Annotated in this window: 23 protein-coding genes and 1 tRNA gene; 9 read left to right on the forward strand and 15 right to left on the reverse strand. The window is 53.6% G+C overall.

The features are described from left to right. Positions 1-59 precede the first annotated feature (59 nt). The 5 genes from ABWV47_RS05325 to ABWV47_RS05345 form a co-directional block, all read right to left on the reverse strand. A complete protein-coding gene (locus tag ABWV47_RS05325; RefSeq protein ID WP_353309150.1) occupies positions 60-1,049 on the reverse strand; it encodes an ABC transporter substrate-binding protein in 990 nt (329 codons plus the stop codon). A 107-nt stretch (positions 1,050-1,156) separates the two neighbouring features. Further along, positions 1,157-2,002, reverse strand: coding sequence for an ABC transporter permease (locus ABWV47_RS05330; protein WP_353309153.1), 846 nt, complete (start codon positions 2,000-2,002; stop codon positions 1,157-1,159). Continuing rightward, positions 1,999-2,874 (reverse strand): ABC transporter permease, encoded by an 876-nt coding sequence (locus ABWV47_RS05335; protein ID WP_353309155.1) that lies wholly within the window; start codon positions 2,872-2,874, stop codon positions 1,999-2,001. The genes ABWV47_RS05330 and ABWV47_RS05335 overlap by 4 nt, the downstream gene beginning before the upstream one ends. Then, positions 2,871-3,302, reverse strand: coding sequence for a GNAT family N-acetyltransferase (locus ABWV47_RS05340; protein WP_353309157.1), 432 nt, complete (start codon positions 3,300-3,302; stop codon positions 2,871-2,873). Before ABWV47_RS05340 ends, ABWV47_RS05335 begins: the two co-directional genes overlap by 4 nt. Then, positions 3,295-4,098: an ABC transporter ATP-binding protein gene (locus ABWV47_RS05345; protein WP_353309160.1), complete on the reverse strand. Its 804-nt coding sequence runs from the start codon at positions 4,096-4,098 to the stop codon at positions 3,295-3,297. Before ABWV47_RS05345 ends, ABWV47_RS05340 begins: the two co-directional genes overlap by 8 nt. 32 nt (positions 4,099-4,130) lie before the next feature. On the opposite strand from ABWV47_RS05345, the gene ABWV47_RS05350 reads away from it, so the two are divergent. After that, a complete protein-coding gene (locus ABWV47_RS05350) occupies positions 4,131-4,544 on the forward strand; it encodes a cupin domain-containing protein (protein ID WP_353309162.1) in 414 nt (137 codons plus the stop codon). A gap of 5 nt (positions 4,545-4,549) precedes the next feature. Here ABWV47_RS05350 and ABWV47_RS05355 read toward each other — a convergent pair whose 3' ends face one another. Genes ABWV47_RS05355 through ABWV47_RS05370 form a run of 4 tightly spaced genes read right to left on the reverse strand, consistent with a single transcriptional unit; the run spans position 4,550 to position 7,967 of the window. Further along, positions 4,550-4,897, reverse strand: a complete 348-nt coding sequence (locus ABWV47_RS05355; protein ID WP_353309165.1) for a hypothetical protein — start codon at positions 4,895-4,897, stop codon at positions 4,550-4,552. A gap of 8 nt (positions 4,898-4,905) precedes the next feature. After that, positions 4,906-6,363 (reverse strand): dihydropyrimidinase, encoded by a 1,458-nt coding sequence (gene hydA / locus ABWV47_RS05360; RefSeq protein WP_353309167.1) that lies wholly within the window; start codon positions 6,361-6,363, stop codon positions 4,906-4,908. Between the two features lie 12 nt (positions 6,364-6,375). Then, entirely contained in the window at positions 6,376-6,783 is a 408-nt protein-coding gene (locus tag ABWV47_RS05365; protein WP_353309170.1) for a barstar family protein, read from the reverse strand. Continuing rightward, positions 6,717-7,967, reverse strand: coding sequence for a Zn-dependent hydrolase (locus ABWV47_RS05370; RefSeq protein ID WP_353309172.1), 1,251 nt, complete (start codon positions 7,965-7,967; stop codon positions 6,717-6,719). Before ABWV47_RS05370 ends, ABWV47_RS05365 begins: the two co-directional genes overlap by 67 nt. Before the next feature lie 155 nt (positions 7,968-8,122). On the opposite strand from ABWV47_RS05370, the gene ABWV47_RS05375 reads away from it, so the two are divergent. From ABWV47_RS05375 to ABWV47_RS05385, 3 genes are all read left to right on the forward strand, one after another. Then, the gene (locus tag ABWV47_RS05375; RefSeq protein WP_353309174.1) at positions 8,123-8,773 is read left to right on the forward strand and encodes a TetR/AcrR family transcriptional regulator; all 651 of its coding nucleotides are present in this window, start codon (positions 8,123-8,125) and stop codon (positions 8,771-8,773) included. A gap of 69 nt (positions 8,774-8,842) precedes the next feature. Continuing rightward, positions 8,843-9,460 (forward strand): TetR family transcriptional regulator C-terminal domain-containing protein, encoded by a 618-nt coding sequence (locus ABWV47_RS05380; RefSeq protein WP_353309177.1) that lies wholly within the window; start codon positions 8,843-8,845, stop codon positions 9,458-9,460. 295 nt (positions 9,461-9,755) lie between these two features. Beyond that, complete coding sequence (locus ABWV47_RS05385; RefSeq protein WP_353309179.1) at positions 9,756-10,295, forward strand: sulfotransferase family protein; 540 nt, start codon at positions 9,756-9,758, stop codon at positions 10,293-10,295. 69 nt (positions 10,296-10,364) lie between these two features. Here the strand turns inward: ABWV47_RS05385 and preA are convergent, their stop codons facing one another. Together preA and ABWV47_RS05395 are read right to left on the reverse strand one after the other, a co-directional pair. Further along, entirely contained in the window at positions 10,365-11,669 is a 1,305-nt protein-coding gene (gene preA / locus ABWV47_RS05390; protein ID WP_353309182.1) for an NAD-dependent dihydropyrimidine dehydrogenase subunit PreA, read from the reverse strand. Between the two features lie 14 nt (positions 11,670-11,683). Further along, positions 11,684-13,006, reverse strand: a complete 1,323-nt coding sequence (locus ABWV47_RS05395) for an NAD(P)-dependent oxidoreductase (protein ID WP_353309183.1) — start codon at positions 13,004-13,006, stop codon at positions 11,684-11,686. A 437-nt stretch (positions 13,007-13,443) separates the two neighbouring features. On the opposite strand from ABWV47_RS05395, the gene ABWV47_RS05400 reads away from it, so the two are divergent. Next, entirely contained in the window at positions 13,444-13,650 is a 207-nt protein-coding gene (locus ABWV47_RS05400; RefSeq protein ID WP_353309185.1) for a cold-shock protein, read from the forward strand. 152 nt (positions 13,651-13,802) lie between these two features. On the opposite strand, the gene ABWV47_RS05405 is transcribed toward ABWV47_RS05400, so the two are convergent. From ABWV47_RS05405 to pdxH, 4 genes are all read right to left on the reverse strand, one after another. Then, positions 13,803-13,879 (reverse strand) — tRNA-Pro (locus ABWV47_RS05405). A gap of 44 nt (positions 13,880-13,923) precedes the next feature. Further along, positions 13,924-14,394, reverse strand: a complete 471-nt coding sequence (locus ABWV47_RS05410; protein WP_502959679.1) for a DUF192 domain-containing protein — start codon at positions 14,392-14,394, stop codon at positions 13,924-13,926. A gap of 14 nt (positions 14,395-14,408) precedes the next feature. Further along, on the reverse strand, positions 14,409-14,972 hold the full coding sequence (locus ABWV47_RS05415; RefSeq protein WP_502959680.1) for a cold-shock protein: 564 nt from the start codon (positions 14,970-14,972) through the stop codon (positions 14,409-14,411). 95 nt (positions 14,973-15,067) lie between these two features. Then, on the reverse strand, positions 15,068-15,673 hold the full coding sequence (gene pdxH / locus ABWV47_RS05420; RefSeq protein WP_353309187.1) for a pyridoxamine 5'-phosphate oxidase: 606 nt from the start codon (positions 15,671-15,673) through the stop codon (positions 15,068-15,070). A gap of 134 nt (positions 15,674-15,807) precedes the next feature. Here pdxH and fabI point away from each other — a divergent pair, with 134 nt between their 5' ends. The 4 genes from fabI (at position 15,808) to ABWV47_RS05440 (ending at position 19,212) form a co-directional block, all read left to right on the forward strand. Beyond that, positions 15,808-16,620 carry an enoyl-ACP reductase FabI gene (fabI, locus tag ABWV47_RS05425; protein ID WP_353309189.1) on the forward strand — a complete coding sequence of 271 codons (813 nt, stop codon included), beginning with the start codon at positions 15,808-15,810 and terminating at the stop codon, positions 16,618-16,620. Positions 16,621-16,728: 108 nt separating this feature from the next. After that, the gene (locus ABWV47_RS05430; protein WP_353309192.1) at positions 16,729-17,391 is read left to right on the forward strand and encodes a L,D-transpeptidase family protein; all 663 of its coding nucleotides are present in this window, start codon (positions 16,729-16,731) and stop codon (positions 17,389-17,391) included. Positions 17,392-17,468: 77 nt separating this feature from the next. Beyond that, positions 17,469-17,987 carry a xanthine phosphoribosyltransferase gene (gene gpt, locus ABWV47_RS05435; protein WP_353309194.1) on the forward strand — a complete coding sequence of 173 codons (519 nt, stop codon included), beginning with the start codon at positions 17,469-17,471 and terminating at the stop codon, positions 17,985-17,987. 37 nt (positions 17,988-18,024) lie between these two features. Beyond that, positions 18,025-19,212: an aminotransferase gene (locus ABWV47_RS05440; protein ID WP_353309197.1), complete on the forward strand. Its 1,188-nt coding sequence runs from the start codon at positions 18,025-18,027 to the stop codon at positions 19,210-19,212. The last annotated feature ends 9 nt before the right edge of the window (positions 19,213-19,221 follow it).

Consider the following 19,221-nt stretch of genomic DNA (forward strand, 5'->3'; position numbering starts at 1 on the left):
ACAAAAATGAAAAGGCCGGGAACACGCCCCGGCCTTTTCGTAGACATATTCCATGTCAATCAGTTAAGAGCTTTGTCCGTGATTGCATGGGTCCATGCGCCTTCAGGTGTTTTGGTAATCACAGGGTCTGAGCCACCGGACATAAGGCTCTCCACAGTCCGATCAAAATCGGCCACATCCAGGGCACCGTTGCTGCCTTTGGTCAACTTGGCAATTTCAAACATCATGCGTGTCTGATGCTCTTCGGTTTGCGCACCAGATGCATCATTCTCCAGAACAATCATAGCCGCGTCTGTTGGATTGGCTTCAGCGTACTTCCAACCTTTCATGGACGCACGAACAAAGCGCACCATCTTGTCTTCAAACGCAGGATCGGTGAGGTTCTCTTCAAGTACATACATGCCGTCTTCCAGCGTTGCTACGCCTTGGTCTTCGTATTTGAACACCACCAGATCATCTTCAGTCAGACCGGCATCAATGATCTGCCAGTACTCGTTGTAGGTCATGGTCGATACACATGCCGCCTGCCCCTGAAGGATAGGATCAACGTTGAAACCCTGCTTAAGAACGGTCACGCCTCCCTCAGAACCATCGGTTGCAAGACCCAATTTGTTCATCCAGCTCAGGAACGGGTATTCATTGCCGAAGAACCAAACACCCAGGGTTTTGTCGGCAAAATCGGCAGGTGTTTCAATACCTGCATCTTTGCGGCAAGTGAGCATCATGCCGGAGCTTTTGAATGGCTGCGCGATATTCACAAGCGCAAGACCCTTTTCACGGCTGGCCAGTGCGGAAGGCATCCAGTCCAGAACGACATCGGCACCGCCACCTGCAATCACCTGAGCGGGCGCAATGTCCGGTCCACCAGGCTTGATTGTGACGTTCAGGTCTTCTTCGTCATAGAAGCCTTTATCCAGTGCCACGTAATAGCCCGCAAATTGAGCCTGAGTGACCCATTTAAGCTGCAAGGTCACATCGTCTGCGGCATGTGCCGCACCTGCAGCAACACCCAGTGCCGCAGCGGACAGTGTTTTTAGAAGCGTTTTCATTTGGCTAGTCTCCTTGTTGGTATTTGGTTTTTTGTTTGGTTCATTGCGCCATCTCCGCAGCGCTTTTGCAATGCTTCCCCTTTGGGAATCTCAATAATTCTGTAGGCTTACCGTGTTTGCCTCTGCGACGGGTGCCAGAAGGTCACCACTTTTTCTAACAACGCGACGCCGCCATAAAACAACGAACCTGCCAATGCAGCCACCACAATTTCGGCCCAAACCATATCGAGCGCAAGCCGTCCCACTTCGGTCGAAATCCGAAAGCCCATGCCTTTGATCGGGCTGCCAAAAAATTCAGCAACAATCGCACCAATCAGCGCCAGCGTTGTGGAAATTTTTAACCCGTTGAAGACAAATGGCATCGCTGCCGGCAGCCGCAGCCGCCAAAGGGTCTGACCATAGCTGGCGGCATAGGTCTGCATCAGATCTCGCTGCATATGATTGGTGGCTTGCAATCCTTCCACCGTGTTCACCAGCATTGGGAAAAACACCATCACCACAACAACAGCAGCCTTAGATTGCCAATCAAATCCAAACCACATCACCATAATAGGTGCCATGCCAATGATCGGCAGTGCAGCAACGAAGTTGCCCACCGGTAGCAAGCCGCGTTGCAAGAAAGGATAGCGGTCAATCACCAAAGCCGTAAGGAACGCCGCCCCACAGCCGAGCACATAACCGCTCAGCGCACCTTTGATGGCGGTTTGCACAAAGTCCTGCCACAACGTTGGTATCGACGTCGCAAATGTCAGCGCGATAACTGAGGGCGCAGGCAACAGTACAGGGTTGATCTCAAACCCACGCACCACACACTCCCATATCATGATCAGCGTCGCTCCGAAGATCACCGGGATCGCCAACGAAGTGCCACGTGTCCTTGGCAGACGAGAAAGAACCACATTGGCGCGCCATCCGGCAAACCAACACACAATACCTGTCATCAACCAGATCATGATGCCATCCCCATCCGCTTCAGGACAACTTTCTGCAATATCCCAATGATCCCAACCAAAGCTGCAGCCAAGGCCGCTGCGGTGATCAAAGCACTCCAGATTTGAATTGTTTGTCCGTAATAACTGCCCGCCAGCAAACGCGCACCAAGCCCTGCAACAGCCCCGGTCGGAAGCTCGCCGACAATCGCGCCAACCAACGAAGCGGCCATCGCGACTTTCAAAGATGGAAACAGAAAGGGCATAGAGGATGGAAGACGCAGTTTCCAGAACTCTTGACCGCCGGTCGCATGCCAGGTTTTCATCTGATCCACCATCATGTGGTCCGGGCTACGCAGGCCTTTGACCATCCCCACAACGACCGGGAAAAAGCTGAGGTACATCGAGATCACCGCCTTAGGCAGCAGACCCGATATGCCAATTGCGTTCAGAACCACGATGATCATCGGCGCAATTGCCAAAATCGGTATGGTCTGACTTGCAATCACCCATGGCATTACGCTCATGTCCATGGTCCGATTGTAGACAATGCCCACAGACAGCGCGATCCCAAGGCCGGTTCCCATCGCAAACCCCAAGAGGGTCGCCGATAACGTAATCCAGCTGTGATAAATCAAAGATCGCTTGGAAAACGCACGTCCTTTGGCGACCATGCCTCCAGTTGTTTTCCAGATTTCCGCGCCGACCTGATGTGGCACCGGAAGCTTAGGTTTCTTTTGGCGCATGGTGTCCGCCACCATCTCACCAAAGGTTATCTCCACATCGGCGCGTTTGGCTTTGTCATAGGCCCACGGAGCATTCAAAGCCACCGCAGAGGCATACCAAATCACGATGAGCGCCGCGACAACGGTGAGAACAGGAACAACGTTTTTCATCGCCGCCACTCCATTCGAATTTCGCGCACCGTATTTGGGGGCTCCGCATCATGACGGCTCACCTCCACAAACCCTTCGCGTTTGTAAAACTTCTGCGCTCGCAAATTTGGTTCATGTGTGCGCAACCAAACAAAATCGCGCCCCGCTTTCACCTTGTCCATCAACCTGCGCCCGACACCAGATCCCGGCGTCTTGCAGTATAGCCCGCCAACGCGATTAATCTCAGGCACATAAGACAAGTACCCTTCGATTGGCGCGCCAAAGACCCACATTTCTCGCGTCGGCAAAGCGTCACGAATGAACCCGGCAATCTCTTCGACCGAGTAAATCGTTGGCATCCAATCGGTAGCGCCCTCCCAATCGCAAACGATCTGCGCCATTGCGGGTGCATCCGACGCCACTGCCCGTCTCACGTCGGCCTCAGTCATCACCATGCCCCGCACGCAGGCCATCACGTACCCGATGGGCAATCTCGATGAATTCCGGACTGTCACGGATGTCCAGTGGTCGTTCTTTGGGCAAAGTGCTCTCGATCACATCTGTGATCCGCCCCGGACGTGGGCTCATCACCACGATCTTGGTCGACAGATACACTGCCTCTGGGATTGAATGTGTCACAAATCCGATGGTCTTGTTGGTGCGCGCCCAAAGCTCCAACAACTGTTCGTTGAGGTGATCGCGCACAATCTCATCAAGCGCCCCAAACGGCTCATCCATCAAAAGGATATCAGCATGAAACGCCAGCGCGCGCGCAATCGACGCCCGCTGCTGCATCCCGCCTGACAACTGCCAAGGATATTTCTTCTCAAACCCCTCCAGATGTACCAACTCCAGCACATCTTTCACCGCCGCATCCTGCTCCGCTTTGCTTTTGCCCATGATCTCCAGCGGCAGGCGGATGTTGCCACCAATTGTGCGCCATGGGTATAGACCGGCGTGCTGGAACACATAGCCATACGCCCGGGCCTTGCGGGCCTCTTCAGGGCTCACACCGTTAACGGTGATCTCCCCGGCGGTCGGTTTCTCCAAATCAGCCATACAGCGCAAGAAAGTGGTCTTGCCACAACCCGACGGCCCAATAAAAGAAACGAAGTCTCCTTTGTTGATCTCAAGATCCACATCCTTGAGCGCATGTACGGGTCCGTCGTTTGTTTCAAACGTCAGGCTTAGGTTTTTGGCGCTGATCACTGTTGACACACCGCTCTCCCCATCTGTCATAGTCATATTTTTATTGCCTTCTTTGGGAGCACGCCCTGATGACGTCTTCTTCTATGTCCAACAAGTGCCAAAAGCTGCGCCCTGGCGAGACTTATGCTGGCAAGCAAGGTTTCAGCTATTTTGAGGGCATCGCCCGCGAAACCACCGGATCGCAGGCCATATGCATGCACATTCTGCGCATCCCGCCCGGCGGCCGCGCCAAAGCCCATCTGCACGAAAGCCACGAAACGGCGATCTATGTGATGGAGGGCAACGCGGTGATGTATTGGGGCGAAAGGCTGGAAAACTTTATGAAAACCGACCCCGGCGATCTGGTCTACATCCCCGCAGGCGTGCCCCACCTGCCGATCAACACCGGCGAGGTGGAAGCCGTCGCCATCATCGCCCGCACCGACCCGCACGAGCAGGAAAGCGTGAAACTTCTGCCCGAGCTTGAGGATTTGGTGCCATGAAACACTCATGATGCCACCGTTTCATTTACTGTTGGCGTTTTGCGAAGCCTAATTACAGTCAAAACAGCAAGCCCAATCAAACAAATCGGGCCAACAAAACGGGCTATCACCGGCACAAGGAAACTGTCCGGCGCTTCACAAGTTGGCCCGGGTTCCCCCCTAGCTTGCCATTCTCCACAAGCCAGGATCGCATACATCTCCAGCATGACAAAAAGGACGAGCCCGGCCATGAGTACGGCGCAAGCAAGCACGCCGACGCGCCCGCCAACACGCTGCCCCACAGCCATAAGCGCTGCCGCTATCCAAAGCGTCATTGCTACAATAATCGCAATAAACAGCAACAGCGTTAGCATCGGCTCGGTTACACCCCTGTCGCCGGAATACCCGAACGCTTTACAGGCTGCGGCGCACTCAGCTCTTTCCACGTGCTCAGCGCCTTGTTCACCGTGGTGTTGGCTTCACGTTCCACAAACTTGCCATGGCCTTCCTGTGTGCGGATGTCTCCGTCATGCACCGCCACCTGCCCCCGTGTCAGCGTAAAGCGTGGCAGGCCTTTGACCTCTTTGCCCTCAAAGACGTTGTAATCAATCGCCGACTGCTGGCTGCCTGCGGAAATTGTCTTGGTTTTCTTTGGATCCCAAACCACAAGGTCCGCATCCGCGCCCACCAGAACCGCGCCCTTCTTAGGGTAGCAGTTCAGAATTTTCGCGATGTTGGTCGAGGTCACCGCCACAAACTCATTTGGCGTCAAACGGCCGGTCTCGACCCCATGGGTCCAGAGCATCGGCATGCGATCTTCAAGCCCGCCGGTGCCATTCGGAATCTTCGAGAAATCCCCCACGCCATAGCGCTTCTGCTCGGTGGTGAAGGCACAGTGATCGGTCGCCACCACACTCAAGGAGCCAGATTGCAGACCCGCCCATAGGCTGTCCTGGTGTTTTTGGTTGCGGAATGGAGGCGACATCACCCGACGCGCAGCATGGTCCCAATCCGGGTTGAAATACTCGCTTTCATCCAGCGTCAGGTGCTGGATCAGCGGCTCACCCCACACGCGTTTGCCCTGCATACGTGCACGGCGAATGGCTTCATGTGCCTCTTCACAGGAGGTGTGCACCACGTACAGCGGCACACCCGCCATATCGGCAATCATGATCGCCCGGTTGGTGGCTTCGCCTTCAACTTGGCTAGGGCGCGAATAGGCATGCGCTTCAGGGCCGTTGTTGCCTTCTGCCAGCAGCTTCGCGGTCATCTCGGCAACCACATCACCGTTTTCGGCATGCACCATGGCAATCCCACCGAGCTCGGAAAGACGGTTGAACGAGGCAAACAACTCATCGTCATTCACCATCAACGCGCCCTTGTAGGCGAGGAAGTGCTTAAACGTGTTGATCCCGCGCTGCTGGATCACGGTCTGCATGTCGTTAAAGACCTGCTCACCCCACCAGGTCACCGCCATGTGGAAGGAGTAGTCACAGTTCGCGCGGGTGGATTTGTTGTCCCAGCGTTTGATCGCATCCAGCAGGCTCTCGCCTTGGTTGGGCAGACAGAAATCCACCACCATCGTGGTGCCCCCCGCCAGACCAGCCCTTGTGCCGCTCTCAAAATCATCGCTGGAATAGGTGCCCATAAACGGCATCTCAAGATGCACATGCGGATCAATCCCGCCTGGCATCACGTAACAGCCGGTCGCATCCAGCTCTTCATCACCCTTGAGGCCTTTGCCAATCTCGATGATCTGCCCGTTCTCAATCAGCACATCCGCCTCGTAAGACAGATCTGCGGTCACAACGGTGCCGTTCTTAATGACTTTGGTGGTCATGACTATTCTCCCCTAAACGTAGTATGAAAGCGCCAATACGGCACCGTCACCCTGTTCTATGCGCCGCCAATTCACAAACGCCGCCATTTCTTGAAAACCCGCCCATACGTCCGAGCATTTTTTGGCCCAAGTCGATGCATCGACAATCTGCAATGTAAGCAAGTAGCCCTTATCCACAGTCACAGAACTCAACCCGCTGGCCACATTATCCACGTGCGTCATGCAATCTATCCATGCATCAACATTGCGACCATAGAACGAAGGAAAGCCAATTTTGACCGAAAATTCGTCGTGAAAACTCGGCCAATCATGGATGGCGCTTCCTTCAATTGAGACTATGGACGAAGCGGATGTCACTCCACAACTTCCGCAGTCTCGAGCACCGCATGCAGCATCACATCCGTGCCTGCGCTGGCCCACTCCTTGGAAATCTCTTCCGCCTCATTGTGTGAAAGCCCGTCCACGCAAGGACACATGATCATCGCTGTTGGGGCCACATCATTGATCCAGCAGGCGTCATGTCCCGCGCCAGAGACAATATCCATGTGGCTGTATCCCAGACGTTCCGCCGCTTCGCGCACAGCACTCACGCAGCCTTCGTCAAAGGCGGGCGGATCAAACTGGCCTACGATTTCCCAATCTAGCCCCACCTCAATCTCTTCACACAGCTTCGGCGCCTTCTCTTCAAACTCCGCCAGCATCGCGTCAATCACCTCTTGCAGGTGGCTACGGAAATCGATGGTAAACACCACCTTGCCCGGAATGATGTTGCGTGAGTTTGGATAGACATCCACATGGCCAATCGCGCCCACTGAATTGGGCTGATGCTTCATCGCAATTTCATGCACAAGCTCGGTGATCCGCGCCAATCCTCGTCCTGCGTTTTTACGCATCGGCATTGGCGTGGAACCCGTGTGGCTCTCTTTGCCGGTCACCGTGCATTCAATCCAACGCAAACCCTGACCGTGGGTTACAACCCCGATGTCTTTCTTTTCCGCTTCCAGAATGGGCCCCTGCTCGATGTGCAACTCAAACATCGCATGCATTTTGCGCGCACCGACCTCTTCATCGCCAACCCAGCCAATACGCTTCAGCTCATCACCAAACTTCTTGCCTTCGGCATCCACGCGATCATAAGCCCAATCCTGCGTATGCCGCCCGGTAAACACACCTGATGACAGCATAGCAGGCGCATAGCGCGTGCCTTCCTCATTGGTCCAGTTGGTGACCACAATCGGGTGTTTGGTCTTTATACCCAGATCGTTCATTGAGCGCACAACTTCCAGCCCCCCAAGCACACCAAGCACGCCGTCATACTTGCCGCCCGTCGGCTGTGTGTCCAAATGACTGCCCATGTAAACCGGAAGCGCCTCGGGGTCTTCACCGGTGCGCGTGGCAAACATATTGCCCATCGTGTCCACGCCCATGGTCATGCCAGCGGCTTCACACCACGTCTGAAACAACGCGCGCCCTTCTGCATCGTCATCTGTCAGCGTCTGTCGGTTGTTGCCGCCCGCAATGCCCGGACCAATCTTTGCCATCTCCATCAGACTGTCCCACAGCCGATCTGCATTCACCTTTAGGTTCTCACCGGGCGCACCCATTTTAACACTCCCTTGTTCTGGCCGAAGTTCCGCGATCTGCTGGATTATACCCTTGCTTGTGGGGCTCTTGCTTTCGCGACCATCCTGACCGTATGGTCAAAGTCAGAGCACCACACCTTGACCAACCGGTCAAGAAAATTCTTAAGGTCCATCCGATGTCCACAACACGCGCCTCAAACAGCAAAAAACTGCGACGCCAAGAGGCAGAGACGCTGATTTTAGCAGCAGCAGAAAAAGTTTTTGCCGAAGCAGGCTTTGGCGGCGCCACCATGCAGCTCATTGCGGACGTCGCAGGCCTCCCGAAAGCAAACTTACATTACTACTTCCCAACCAAAGAGTTACTCTATCGGCAGGTAGTTCAGAATATCTTTGAAATCTGGCTCCAAGCAGCGGATTCATTTGACCAAGCGGATGGTCCAGCAGAAGGGATCGGGGCCTACGTTGACGCAAAGATGGAGATATCACGCCGCCATCCGGAGGGCTCAAAAGTCTGGGCAAGTGAAGTGATGCATGGCGCACCCGTGATTCAGGATTACCTGGAAACCACACTGACCGAATGGACCAACGGCCGGATTGACGTCATCGAACGTTGGATCTCGGAAGGTCGGATGGAACCTATCGATCCGCGCCACCTGCTCTATATGCTTTGGGCCACAACTCAACATTACGCCGACTTTGGGCACCAGATCGAAACCCTCAACAAAAGTGCGCCCCTGTCGGATGCACAATGGGAAGACGCAAAAGCCAGCGTGAAGGGCATCATTCTGCGTGGCATCGGCGCAATCCCTGACGATACGGCAACATAGCCGTTTGGCCTATGGACCCAACGCCTCACCTTCGTTAGCGTAAAAACAAAGAGTTACGGAACGTTACACATGCCCGAGGCCCAAACGCGCAAACCAAGCCGCATTCAACAACGCAACCGCAAACGCATTCTGGATGCCGCTCTTGAGGTTTTCTCCAGTCATGGCTTTCGTGGTGCGACGTTGGATTTGATTGCCGAAGAGGCAGGCTTGTCCAAGCCAAACATCCTCTATTACTTTGATGGCAAAGAAGACATTCACGCCACTTTGCTCAACCAATTGATGGAAACTTGGCTTGATCCATTGGAGCATATGGACCCTGACGGGGATCCTATCTCTGAAATTATGTCCTATGTGCACCGAAAATTGGAGATGAGCCGCGAGTTTCCTCGCGAAAGCCGATTGTTTGCCAACGAGATCTTGCAAGGAGCACCCCGTATGGGGCCACACTTAGAAAGTGACTTGAAGCCTTTGGTGGAACGGAAAACCAAAGTGATCTCCGAATGGATCGCCCGCGGAAAAATAGCTGATATCGATCCGCGGCATCTGATCTTTTCGATTTGGGCGACAACCCAGCACTACGCCGACTTTGATGCACAAGTGCGCGTTCTGATGCCCGATGAAACGGAAACCATGCACGGTGCCGACACCTATCTGGACGTTCTGTTTCGCAAGGTTTTGTCCCCGTAGTCCCAAACAAACAGCACCGCGAAATATGGAGAAGTGCTGCATTCTAGCGACACCTGACCTGCAACCACTTTGTTTCTTTTGAATTTTTGGCGCTCCTGCGCTAAATTTAATAAAAATATACAAAAACTAAAACAAAATTGCAGGCAGGCAAATGAGCACGAAACCGCTTCTGTTTCAGATCGGGCACAACAAATGTGCCACCAGCGCACTATTCTTTTTGTTTCTCAGGTCGGGGCACTATGCGCTCCATAGCGGCGGACGTTTCTGGAAACGCCGACGCAGAGGGGTTCTGGGCATGCGCAGCCCCCAAGAGCACATCCACAACAATATCCTTGCTGGTCATGATCCACTCAAAGGCCTTGAACCTTTCACCGCATTTTTTGACATGGAATATAAGCGCGGCGACACTATCGTGGAGAACTACAAGCGGTTTCCGATATTTGCCCGCAACCACCCGCAAGCAAAATTTCTCATGAACACCCGTGATAAAGAAAACTGGTTGCGCAGCCGCGTACGCCACGCCAACGGATTGTACTTACGTCGAGAAATGAAACGCCGGGACATAAGTTCTAGAGATGTCATCTCAAGTTGGGCGGATGATTTTGATCGTCACTTGGAAAAAGTGCAGACCTTTTTTGAGGCAGAGCGTGATCGGCTTCTGATTTACAATATCGAGCGCGACAACATCCAAAGTGTCATCGACTTTGTGGAACCAGAATTCAAACTGGACTCACGTCATTGGCTTCAGGTGCGTAAAACAGACGCTGTTGCCGACAAACTTGGGTGGGACGCGCCAGATGAAATGGTAGAAAGTTCCCTCAGGCACGTTGCGTAACCAATGCGGTTAAATAGGTGAGGAAGCCGGGCAATCGCCCGGCTTCCCTTTTTTGTTTTGCAGATGGCCTTACTCAGCAGCGGTGGCAGCAGGGTTGTTCGGATGCGTGGTCCAATTCCCATAGTCAGCTTCAACAAGCTTGCCTGTACGCTCGTCCAATTCGCCAACCTCCAGCGTGCGCATTGTGATGCAGTTGTCTACTGGGCACACGTTAACGCACAAATTACAGGCCACGCATTCCTCATCCTTCACGGTAAACACACGATCTTCCGACATCGCAATCGCTTGATGGCTGGTGTCTTCGCACGCCGCATAACACCGACCACATTTGATACAATCATCCTGATTGATCTCCGCTTTGGTGATGTGGTTCAGGTTCAGATGCTGCCAGTCTTTCACGTTCGGTGTCGCCATACCAACGAAGTCCGCTGTTGAGGTATAGCCTTTCTCGTCCATCCACTGAGATAGGCCAGAGATCATTTCTTGAACGATCTTAAAGCCATAGGTCATTGCGGCCGTACAAACCTGCACATTGCCCGCACCCAAGGCCATAAACTCGGCCGCATCGCGCCATGTTGTGACGCCACCAATACCAGAGATAGGTAGATTTGCGGTTTCCGGATTGCGGGCAATCTCCGCAACCATGTTCAACGCAATCGGCTTAACCGCTGGGCCGCAATATCCACCGTGCGAGCCTTGACCATCTATCATTGGTTCAGGGCTCATCATGTCCAGGTTCACCGAGGTGATTGAGTTGATCGTGTTGATCAAAGACACCGCATCTGCACCGCCGCGCAGCGCAGCCTCGGCCGGGTACAACACGTTGGTGATATTTGGTGTCAGCTTCACAATCACGGGTAAATCCGTGGTCTCTTTGCACCAGCGCGACACCATCTCGATATACTCTGGCACCTGACCAACAGCGGAGCCCATGCCACGCTCTGCCATACCATGCGGGCAGCCGAAATTCAGCTCAAACCCGTCACAACCAGTTTCTGCGATCGTTGGAAGAATACGCTTCCACTCATCCTCCTCACAAGGCACCATCACAGAAGCGATCAGCGCGTGATCCGGATAATCCCGCTTAACGCGTGTCATCTCCTCCAAGTTAACTTCCAACGGCCGATCTGTGATCAGCTCAATGTTGTTCAAGCCAAGCAACCGTCGGTCTGCACCATGAATGGCCCCGTAGCGCGGCCCGTTGACGTTCACGACAGGAGGACCTTCCGCCCCCAAGGTTTTCCACACGACGCCGCCCCAGCCCGTTTCAAAGGCACGACGTACGTTATACTCTTTGTCCGTTGGCGGCGCCGAGGCGAGCCAGAACGGGTTTGGGGATTTGATCCCTACAAAATCACTTTCGAGATTGGCCATTTGCTTATCTCCTCTTACGCCGACAACGCGGCGTGAATGTCATCGGCGGCATCGCGCCCTTCAGCCACCGCTGTCACGGTCAGATCATCACCGCCTGAGGCGCAATCGCCCCCAGCCCAGATGCCTTCCACTGATGTCCGGCCAGCCTCATCAACTTTGATCTTCCCCCATTCCAGTTCTGGAAGGTCCTTACCCTCCAAAGTCTGTCCAATGGCTTTGAACACTTGATCTGCAGTCAAACGCACGGTTTGGCCGGTCGGTTTCAAATCATTGTCAGTGTATTCAAATTCGATCTCGCAGACAGAACCGTTGCCGATCAAAGCTTTCGGCGAAGCGTTTGTGATGATCCGCACGCCTTTAGACGCGGCAAGATCTTGTTCAAACGCAGACGCATTCATGCGGTCTTTGCCGCGCCGATACACCAGCGAAACGTTCAACGCACCTAACAGCTTCGCCTGCACCGCCGCATCCACGGCAGTCATGCCACCGCCGATCACCACGACGTCACGGCCAATCTCTACCTTGGACAGATCTTTGGCTTGGCGCAGGTCCGCAATGAAATCTACGGCATCATCAACACCCGTTTTGTTTTCGCCATCAAGCCCAAGCGCGTTAACGCCACCTAGGCCAATTGCCAGGAAAACCGCGTCAAAGTCAGCCTTCAAACCGCTCATCGACAGCTCGTCGCCGAGTTTCTTTCCGGTTTCAACGGTGATGCCGCCGATCTTCAGCAGCCATTCAACTTCGCGCTCAGCAAAGCTTTCAACCGATTTGTAGGCCGCAATACCAAATTCATTTAGCCCCCCTGCTTTCGCGCGTGCGTCATATACTGTGACGTCGTGGCCATGCATGGCCAACCGGTGCGCCGCTGCCAAACCCGCAGGACCAGCACCAACAACGGCAACGGCCTTTCCCGTGCTGCTGGCGCGTTCAAATGGATGAACACCCGCGTCAACCAAAACGTCCGTGGCATAGCGTTGAAGACGGCCGATCTCTACAGGATTGCCTTCTGCGGCTTCTCGCACACAGACTTGTTCACACAACGTCTCGGTGGGGCACACCCGCGCGCACATGCCACCCAGAATGTTCTGGTCGAAGATCGTTTGCGCCGCCGCCTCCGGCGTGCCTGTTGCGATCTGTCGGATGAACAGTGGAATATCGATGTCTGTTGGACAGGCCGTCATACAGGGCGCGTCGTGACAAAAATAACAACGATCAGCCGCGACAAGCGCTTCGTGATCATCAAAACGAGGATGCAAATCCCCAAAATTCTCGAACAAATCAGCAGAGCTCAGTCGCCCTGCCTGAATGCCGTCGCTAAAGGGTGTGTTGGACATGGAACCTCCCCATACACCTTGTTGGCTACTAATTTCAGGCTGACACAGCTTCCTTTACCGATCAATAAAAAATTTACCGATTGGTCAAATTAAATGAACCCATCTTCCACTGCAATTGATGTGCTTTTCCGCCCAAAATGCGGGCGCCCGAGGGCTGAATTCGATCCCAAACTCTCACTCGATTGCCCGCGATATTCCGAGCTGGTCCATCAGCGAACACCCGCTCGAATTGTGAAAAATAGGTGAAATTGGCCAAAAAACCCCGATTTAGGCCGGTTTGCTCCCAATCAGGTCTTGTTTTCTGCGCTATATCAAATCACATGGGAGGTGCGCAGTTTCTATCGTCGACCCTCTGCTTCTACCGGCACAGCTTTTCGATCCAGATACCCGCCGGGTTGTCGCATTTTGCGGACAGCATAATTTTAGGAGAAACGACGATGGCTACTGGCACCGTCAAATGGTTCAACACCACCAAAGGCTTCGGCTTTATCGCACCTGATGAAGGCGGCAAAGACGTATTTGTACACATTTCCGCAGTTGAGCGCTCTGGCCTGACCGGCCTGGCCGACAACCAGAAAGTCAGCTACGAGCTGCAAGCTGGTCGCGACGGCCGCGAAAGCGCGATTGATCTGGCACTGCTCTAACGCAGGTCGGATTTACCGTTCGAAGGCGCCACACTGTGGCGCCTTTTTTTGGCCAGGTGATCGAAGGCAATTCGAAAAAAGACCAAAGACAACATCAAAAAGGCGAGGCAATGACGCCTCGCCTTTTTGATGTTGTTCCAAAACTGGAAACATGGTCGGGACGGCAAGATTCGAACTTGCGACCCCCTGTACCCAAAACAGGTGCGCTACCAGACTGCGCTACGCCCCGGACCGTGGCACCGTTTAGCTCTCCTTTTCGGGAATGAAAACCCCCTAACAAGGCCAGTTTGCAATTTCCTGTAAAAAATTTGGGTGGCGCATTAAAGTACCTTCTGTAATTCCCAGAGATTTTGCCAATCCACCGTTTATCTCGAGCACATAGCGCACGGCTTGCCCCCCGAAAATCGAGGTTTCGTCCAACGGAATCGCATTGTGGTGGATGTGCTGAATCACGCCTCTTTCATCTGCAAAGAGTATATCGAGGGGAATCAGTGTGTTGCGCATCCAAAAAGATGCCGGACCAGTTCGCTCATAAATGAAGATCATACCAGCGCTGGCAGGCATACTGGGACGGTTCATCAATCCCCGACTACGTTCAGCATGGGTATCCGCGACTTCGACAGAAAAGCGCGCTTGGCCCCAGTCACCTTTGAGCCAAAGCGCATCTTCCCGGCAAACGCTTTGCGCGGCAACGGATGGAGGCCATCCGAGTGTTGCCAGCACGACAATTAAAATGCTGGCCACTCGGCCAGCATCAACTAACTTTGAGATTCGTCTGAAACCGCGTTTTCCCACGCCAATACCTCGGTTGCCATGCGACCACGTTTACCGTCGATCACACGCAACGCCAAGGCTTCTCCCGGCTGAAGATCACTTAGGCCAGACCGACGCAGCACTTCGATATGCAAGAAGATATCTTCTGGTCGGCCAAAAACATTCGCAAAGCCAAAACCTTTGCCTTTGTCGAACCACTTCACCCGTGCGGGCTCCAAAGGCGTTGATCGGATGTCATCCAGATCCATACCTTCAAAATCAGCAAGGGCGATTGTGCTTTCGCTCTCTGGCGCATCGATGCCGTGCACCTCCACGGCTTGCGCACCGCGATTTGTCACTTGTACGGTGACGTCAATTTCAGACCCATCCGCCACAGAACTCTGGCCAAAGTTGCGCAATACATTTGCGTGCAACAAGATGTCTGGCCCACCGTCATCTGATACGATGAAACCAAATCCTTTGACCGGATCGAACCATTTCACCACGCCCATAGTGCGGGTGGTGTCTTTTTCTAGTGTAGTCAATGCCTCAACCTTAGTTTGTATCATCCCCATGATGAGACAGACTTTGCTGCATCACACGCGGTTCGGCAAGCGCAAAAATCCATGCATTTCATGCGCTTGCTAGCTAAAGTTTTAACGAGTTAAGGGTTAAGCCTGACAATTTCCCACGGTTTTTCAGGAGCTTCGCGGGTCCAACGGAACCTATCATGCATTCGAAATGCACCATCTGCCCAAAACTCTATTTCGGCAGGAACAAGCCTAAATCCTCCCCAAAAAGAAGGACGTTGGGGATTCGTGCCGTGTTGAGCTGTCATTTTTGCCACTTTCGCCATCAAATCTGTGCGCGATTTCAGCGGTTGAGACTGCTCGGACGCCCAAGCTCCCAGTTTACTCTTCAAACTCCGCGACTCAAAATATGCGTCCGCCTGGTTTCCTTCCTCGCGCTTAACGTGTCCTCTTACACGAATCTGACGGCGCAGACTTTTCCAGTGCATCACAAAAGCTGCTGTTCCCGACTTTTCGATTTCTCGCGCTTTGGCACTGCCGTAATTTGTGTAAAAGACAAAAGCCCCGTCTTCGATATCCTTTAAGAGAACCATGCGTGCATTCGGCATGCCAGAGGCATCCACCGTAGATAAAGCAATCGCATTCGGGTCATTGGGTTCAGATACTTCTGCTTCTTTCAACCAAATACGTGCGATCTCAAATGGATCGTCGCCTGCAAAAATTCCGCTGCGTTCACTCATGTCTGCCTCCGTTCGATTGGGAATCCCCCAATACACTCTTTCATTCATGTTCATTCATGCCGGGCGAAGCCCTTGATGCAACAGGTGCAATCGCCTAAAGGTCTGCAATAACGAAGTGGGACGGAGTGTACCGGATGTCAAATCAACTCATGGCAGGCAAGCGGGGCCTGATTATGGGGCTTGCAAACGACAAGTCCATTGCTTGGGGTATCGCGAAGGCCTGTGCTGATGCGGGAGCCGAGATGGCCTTTACCTATATGGGTGATGCTTTCAAAAAGCGTGTCGTACCACTTGCTGAACAGTTGGGTGTGGAAACACTCATTGATTGTGACGTGTCCGATCCTGCATCGATTGATGCTGCGTTTTCCGACATCGAAGCCAAATGGGGCAAAATCGACTTTATCGTTCACGCAATTGGCTTTTCCGACAAAAACGAGCTGCGTGGCCGCTACGTTGAAACGTCCAAAGACAATTTCTTGATGACCATGGACATCTCTGTTTACTCTTTTACCGCTGTGATGCAGCGCGCAGAGAAGCTCATGAAGGACGGCGGATCTGCCCTAACGCTTACATACTACGGTGCAGAACAGGTTATGCCACATTACAACGTAATGGGCGTAGCCAAAGCAGCATTGGAAGCCTCGGTGAAATACCTCGCCGAAGACCTCGGCAAAGATGGCATTCGCGTCAACGCAATCTCCGCAGGCCCGATCAAAACACTTGCAGCTTCCGGCATTGGCGATTTCCGCTATATCCTGAAATGGAACGAGCTAAATTCGCCTCTGCGCCGCAATGTCACCATTGATGACGTTGGCAACTCTGCACTTTACCTGCTGTCTGATCTCAGCAGCGGCGTGACCGGTGAAAACCTACACGTGGATTCTGGATATCATATCGTCGGCATGAAAGCCGTTGATGCGCCAGACATCGACGCGGGTAAGAAATAACACAGACGTTAAATGAAGCGCGCAATTGGACGTGTTTTATTTCTTGTTTTGATCTGTCTGGTGGCGAGCGTTTCGACCTATCGCCTTCGCCACCATTTACCCGCTCCCGTGATAGAACATCTCGGCCTTGGTGCCGATATTTCTGAAATCAGAGAGTTCCAATCGGCAAAACTCACCCGCGCTCTGACTGACAAAGACCTCAGATTTGGCGCTCCCGTTTTCATTCGCATTTTCAAAGAGGAACGCGAACTCGAAATCTGGGTCGAGTCAACCGATGGCACTTATGTACTGTTCAAAAACTACCCGATTTGCAGTTTTTCAGGCAGCCTCGGTCCGAAGCTGCGTGAGGGCGACCGTCAGTCACCAGAAGGTTTCTACAGGGTCTCAAAAGCCGCACTAAATCCAAACAGTGCATACCACCTGTCCTTCAACCTTGGATTTCCCAACGCCTATGACCGCGCACAGAATCGCACTGGCAGCCATTTGATGGTTCACGGCAACTGTCTTTCAGTTGGGTGTTACGCAATGACAGATCCCGCCATAGAAGAAATCTATGTTCTGGTCGAAGCGGCACTTTCCAATGGCCAGAGCTTTGTTCCTGTTCACGCCTTTCCTTTTCACCCAACCGCGATCAGGCTGCGCCAAGAAAGCCACTCAGAGTGGCACGATTTCTGGAGCAAGCTTGCTCCCGCCTATCACGCATTTGAAACAACAAGACGCCCACCGGACGTATTTGTTGCGAACAACAAATACCGCATCTCTGCCCCCTAACAGGCGCAAATGGTTTGCTCCGCTTGGGCCTTCTGTTAGAACAGCGCAAACTTTTTAAACATGAGGGTGAGTCTGCCATGAGCGAGCGTCTGCCACACGAAAAAGGGTTCCACATCAGCTGGGACCAACTTCACCGCGACAGCCGTGCATTGGCTTGGCGGCTGGATGGTAAAGGACCCGACAACGGTGCCTGGCGCGCAATTGTCGCCATTACCCGGGGCGGCATGGCCCCTGCAATGATCGTGGCGCGCGAGCTGGACATCCGCGTGGTAGACACAATCTCAGTGAAATCCTATCACTCTGGCGGCGGAAAATCAGATCAGCGACGCGAGGCGCAGATTCTCAAAGCCCCTGACACCGACCTGATGGGAGATGGTGATGGCATTTTGATCATCGACGATCTGGTGGATTCGGGCAAAACGCTTGAGCTGGTGCGTGAAACATACCCCAAGGCACATTTCGCTACAGTCTACGCGAAACCGCAGGGCGAACCACAAGTCGACACCTTCATCACCGGCGTGAGCCAAGACACCTGGATCTTCTTTCCGTGGGACATGGCGCTGCAATACGTTGAACCATACCGCGGCACCGACTGACACCACACATATTCAGCCAACACGATTGGACACTCCCATGCCCCTGCCCCGCACCGCCACGACTTTCGCGCCGCCGGTCATGGAAGCGCGGCGTTGGCTCGATAGTTTGACATTTTCTGAGGAGCGCCCTCTGATCAATGTCAGCCAGGCAGCTCCGGTGGCTCCGCCGCCGGAAGCCTTACGCCAACATATAGCCGAGATTGCGGTATCCAAGCCTGAAGCCCACCTCTATGGGCCTGTTCTTGGCCTACCCGAACTGCGTGCTGAAGTGGCCGCTCAATGGAGTGCAGCTTACGGTGGCGAACTGAAACACGAAAACGTGGCAATCACCTCAGGCTGCAACCAAGCGTTCAGCGCAACCTTGTCTGCCATTGCCGGCGAGGGTGATGAAGTGATCTTGCCAACGCCGTGGTACTTCAACCACAAAATGTGGCTGGACATGCAGGGCGCTTTGGCAGTCCCATTGCCCACAAACGCAGACTTATTGCCAGACCCAGACAAAGCCGCCGCACTTATCACTGATAAAACGCGTGCAATTGTTTTGGTCACACCGAACAATCCCGGCGGTGTGGAGTATCCCGACGAACTTGTGCAAGCCATGTATGATCTGGCCAAATCACGGGGTGTGAAACTGATCGTAGATGAGACTTATCGTGACTTTGATTCCCGCACCGGTGCACCCCATCAACTGTTCGCTGACCCAGATTGGGCAGACACGCTGATCCACCTCTATTCCTTTTCCAAGGCCTACCGGCTGACCGGACACCGTGTTGGCGCAATGATCGCCCACCACGACATGCTGGCTGAGGCGGAAAAGTTCCTCGACACCGTCGCTATCTGTCCCAACCAACTTGGCCAACACGCAGCCCTGTGGGGGATGCAAAACCTCGGAAAATGGCTGGCCTCTGAACGTTTGGAGGTCCTAGATCGGCGTGCGGCGATAGCGGATAACCTACATAAATTGAACAAAAACGGGTGGAATTTGCTTGGATGCGGCGCCTACTTTGCCTATTTCGAACATCCCTTCGAAACACCCAGCGACGCGCTCGCCAAATCATTGGTGCGCAACCACAGCATCCTGACGCTGCCGGGGACAATGTTTACCCCAGAAAGCGACCCGTTGGGCGCACGCACGCTACGTATTGCATTTGCCAATGTCGACCGCACAGAGATCGCAACCCTGTTTGATCGGCTTTCTGACGTCACCTCACCACCAAATACATAGCGCAAACAC

Source organism: Shimia sp. NS0008-38b (genome assembly GCF_040370365.1).
GTDB lineage: Bacteria > Pseudomonadota > Alphaproteobacteria > Rhodobacterales > Rhodobacteraceae > Shimia.